Source organism: Candidatus Accumulibacter vicinus (assembly GCF_000584955.1).
Taxonomy (GTDB): domain Bacteria; phylum Pseudomonadota; class Gammaproteobacteria; order Burkholderiales; family Rhodocyclaceae; genus Accumulibacter; species Accumulibacter vicinus.
The window spans coordinates 60680-64486 of the sequence record NZ_JDSS02000016.1 but is presented as its reverse complement, the minus strand read 5'-3'; the positions used below and the strand labels follow the sequence as shown (position 1 = coordinate 64486).

The window sequence follows — 3807 nt, the reverse complement described above, 5'->3', positions numbered from 1 at the left end:
GTTAGCCCTGGCCGCGGCGGTAGCCGTTCCGATCTACAGCGGTGCCTTTGCGCAGCAGCGAATCTCGGCCATCGGCCAGGATCTGGCCGCGCGCCGGGCCCATTGGGCGGATACCCTGGCCATGCGCGACCAGGGACTGATCACCGCCCTGTTGGGAATGGGGATCGGCCGCTTCCCGGAGACCCACTACTGGCGCAGCAGCGAGCCCAAGGCGACCAGTTATCGCCTGGAGAGCGAGCGTGGCAATACCTTCCTGCGGCTCGGTACGGGAAATCCCCTGTACATGGAACAGTTCATTCTCATCGCAGCCGGTGAGGAATACCTGCTGCAGCTTGGCGTTCGCGGCCCCCAAGCGGGGAAGGGGGTTTCCGTCTCCCTGTGCGAGAAACTCCTGCTCACTTCAGGGCGTTGCGTATTCAAGACTGCCGACCTTGCCGAAGGGGACGGACAATGGCAGTCACAGCAGTGGCACCTGTCCAGTGGCGAACTCGGTAGCGGCGGGTGGCTGGCACGGCGGCCGGTCAAGCTATCGCTTGCCAACGCATCGCAGGGCCGTGTGGACGTCGATAATGTCCGTCTGCTGGCAGCAGACGGAACCCGGATCAGTCACAATGGCGACTTCGAACAGGGGCTCGATCGATGGTTTTTCAGCGTCGACCAGGACCTGCCCTGGCATGTCTGGAGCATGCCGGTGGCCATCCTGTTCGACCAGGGCTGGCTCGGCCTCGTGGCCATGGCGGCCCTGATCGGGCTGGGGATGACACGCACCGCCCGCCGCGCATTGACGGGTGATGCCTGGGCTGGCGCCGTTCTGGCCGCCTTGTCGGGGGTCCTGGTGATCACGCTCCTCGACACGGTCATCGACGCGCCGCGATTCCTTCTGCTGCTGTTGCTGCTGACCTGGACGGGGTGGGCTGGCGGAAGCAGGGCGGATCGGGGGGCGCCGTGAGCGTGATCGGGCCGGCAATCACAACGGTTCCGGCAATGTTCCGAGCACTTCCCGGTCGGTTCGCTGTCGGAAATTTTTACACTTGCAAGAGGGAAGAAGCTGACTGCCAGGATAATCAGTTGATTGTATTGGAGTTTTATAACGGGCACGAATAATGCTTCAAACAGCTGTCTGTCTTGTAATCCCACATGAAAGGGTCGAACATGAAACGATCTCGTGCAGCCTTGCTTTACGCCATTTCGGCGGCCGGCCTGCTTGGCTTTTCGGTCCCGGCATCGGCCGACTTCAGCGGTTACTATGGTGTCCCCGGTAGCTGGGCGCTCACCAATTCCTGCGCTTCTCCCAGCGAGTGTGGAACGGGAACCTACACTTCGGGCGCCCCGGCCTCGGTCACGGTGATCGGCTCCGATGTGATTGGCGCTGGCGCGGCTGATCCGTTCTCTTCCCGGACCAGTTTCACGATTAAAGCCGGGGGGGCTGGGCTGGTCCACTTCGACTGGAGCTACGTCACGCTAGACGAAGGCGATCCCTTCTCGATACCACCTATACCCGGTGCGTTTTTTGATCCCGCCGGTTATATGTTGAACGGTACCCCGGTACGGCTGACTGATACCGCAGGGGCAGCCAGTCAGGGCGGGTCGTTGGATTTTTCCGTTGTCGCGGGGGACGTGTTCGGTTTCTACGTCGAGTCGATCGACAATCGTGGGGGGGCCGCGATGATCACGATTTCGAACTTTCGGGCTCCGCTACCGCCGCCGGGACCACTTCCAGAACCGTATTCCATCGCCCTCCTCGCTTTAGGGTTGGTCGGTGTGGCGGCATCGCGCAAGCGAAGGCCGGTTTGAATTATTGTCTGGTCTGAATTTCTGAATTCTTTGGATGATCAAGAACACCCCGCCGCTCGGCCCGTTCCGAGCCGGTTGCGGCGGCGGCCAGAAAATGCCGACCCACCCCGTGTCGGCCGCTGATCGCATTGTGCTGCAGCCACCCATGCTAGGGACTGGCGCCAGCCTGACCCGCACTGGCCAAGATTGACAGCGACCAAACCGCGTCGGCCGAGCATTTTTCATTTGAGAAACCGTCCCGTCCCATTTCATTCCTGAAGGTCATTGCGATGAAAACTTTGATTGTTGGAGTCACTCTCGGTGTTGCCTTAGCCGGCTTTTCACCCAGTGTGCTGGCGGGGTGTAGCACTGGACGCGTCAATGAGCCAGCGCTCACCACCTTGTTGAAAGACAATACCGTGTGTGTTCCGCCCGGAACCGTGCCCACCATGGAAGCTCAGGAGCTTCATCAGTCCGGAGGCAAGCTGATCGACTACAAGCGAGGTCCCTCAGACAAAGTCGATCCTTCGGCAGAGGTGGGTACCTGGACGGTGACAGGCTCCAATCGTGGCGCTTTCGTCACGCACAACTATGGCAACGGCCGCATCTACACGTACTCGGTCTATAACAACGGCGATGGGACGCACAGCTTCTGCAGCGGGGGGGCCGAGATCAGGGCCAAGATCAAGCTGGGTGGCGGCGCCTGTTGAGGGATCACTGACGGCACGGGCCGTACAGAGGCGGTCTGAATTCAGTCCTGACCAGACTGCCCATGGCCCTGCGCCCCAGCCACCACTTCCTGCCCGAAGTCAAAGCGCAGTACGAGGCGCAACCCTATCCGGCCCGCGATCCGGCCGACGAAGGCAGGCGCCTGGTGCAGACCTGGCTCGACGACCTGCCGATGGTCAACCACTACTGCTTTGCCGGCCGGCAAACGTTCCGCGATCATTTCCGGGTGCTGGTCGCCGGCGGCGGCACCGGCGATGCGACCATTTTCCTGGCCGAACAACTCAAGGGCACCAACGCACGCATCGTCCATCTGGACATCAGCCAGGCCAGCCTGACGATTGCACGGGAACGCGCACGGGTACGCGGGCTGGGCAATATCGAATGGATCGGGGATTCACTGCTCAACCTGCCCCGCCTGGCGCTGGAGCCTTTCGACTACATCAATTGCTGTGGCGTGTTGCATCACCTGGCCGATCCGAATGCCGGTCTGGAGGCGCTGCGCGCCGTTCTCAAGCCCGATGGCGCGATCGCCCTGATGCTGTATGCGAGAGCCGGCCGCACCGGCGTCTACCAGATGCAGGAACTGCTGCGCATGGTCAACGACGGCGAATCCGACCTGGCACGCAAGATCGCCAACACCCGGCAGATCCTGGACAGCCTGCCGGCCAGCAACTGGTTCCGGCGTGCAGAAGATCTCTACCACGACCACCGGCAGGGCGACGCCGGCCTGGTCGACCTGCTGCTGCATCCGCAGGACCGCGCCTATTCCGTAGATGAACTGTTCGACTGGCTGGCGCGGGACGCCGATGGGAACGGCCACGGCCTGCATCTGCAATTCACCGACGTGCAGCGCGGCCGCGCGCCTTATCTGCCGCACATGGTGCTGGGCGCAAAACCGCCAGACATCCTGCGCGCGCTGCGCCAGTTGCCGCGCCGGCGGCAATATGCCATGGCCGAGTTGCTCGGTGGCAGCATCACGATGCACGTGCTCTACGCGACCTCCAGTCCGGCCAGCACCGCGCCGTATGGCCATGCCGAGTACATCCCTTTCTTCTTTCATGAGCCACTCGATGGCGAAACCGCCGCGCGGGTATTCGGCAGTGGCCGTGGTCAGCCGTTTCTGCTGCAGCACCAGCATTCGGGCGTCGCGCTGACCGTCAATCCCGGCCGCTACGGGCCGCAGATCCTGCGCCTGATCGATGGCCGGCGCAGTTTCGGCGAGATCTTCGAACGGTTCCGCCGCGACTGGCACGGCAAGGCCCAGGCGCCAGACGATGGCACCCTGTTCGCAGATTTCTCCGAGAC

At 62.5% G+C, this 3807-nt stretch carries 3 protein-coding genes and 1 pseudogene; all 4 read left to right on the top strand.

Annotated elements, in window-relative coordinates; genetic code table 11:
• Positions 1 to 949: pseudogene (locus CAPSK01_RS04605) on the top strand (VanZ family protein); the annotation flags it as partial.
• A 203-nt stretch (positions 950 to 1152) separates the two neighbouring features.
• Positions 1153 to 1794 carry a PEP-CTERM sorting domain-containing protein gene (locus CAPSK01_RS04600; protein WP_273703091.1) on the top strand — a complete coding sequence of 214 codons (642 nt, stop codon included), beginning with the start codon at positions 1153 to 1155 and terminating at the stop codon, positions 1792 to 1794.
• A 269-nt stretch (positions 1795 to 2063) separates the two neighbouring features.
• A complete protein-coding gene (locus CAPSK01_RS04595) occupies positions 2064 to 2483 on the top strand; it encodes a hypothetical protein (RefSeq protein WP_273703090.1) in 420 nt (139 codons plus the stop codon).
• Positions 2484 to 2545: 62 nt separating this feature from the next.
• The coding region (locus CAPSK01_RS04590; protein ID WP_273703089.1) for a class I SAM-dependent methyltransferase at positions 2546 to 3807 on the top strand (1262 nt) is incomplete at its 3' end.

Coding starts and splice junctions, on each gene's coding strand:
- CAPSK01_RS04600 (WP_273703091.1), top strand. CDS start 1,153: ATGAAACGATCTCGTGCAGCCTTGCTTTACGCCATTTCGGCGGCCGGC.
- CAPSK01_RS04595 (WP_273703090.1), top strand. CDS start 2,064: ATGAAAACTTTGATTGTTGGAGTCACTCTCGGTGTTGCCTTAGCCGGC.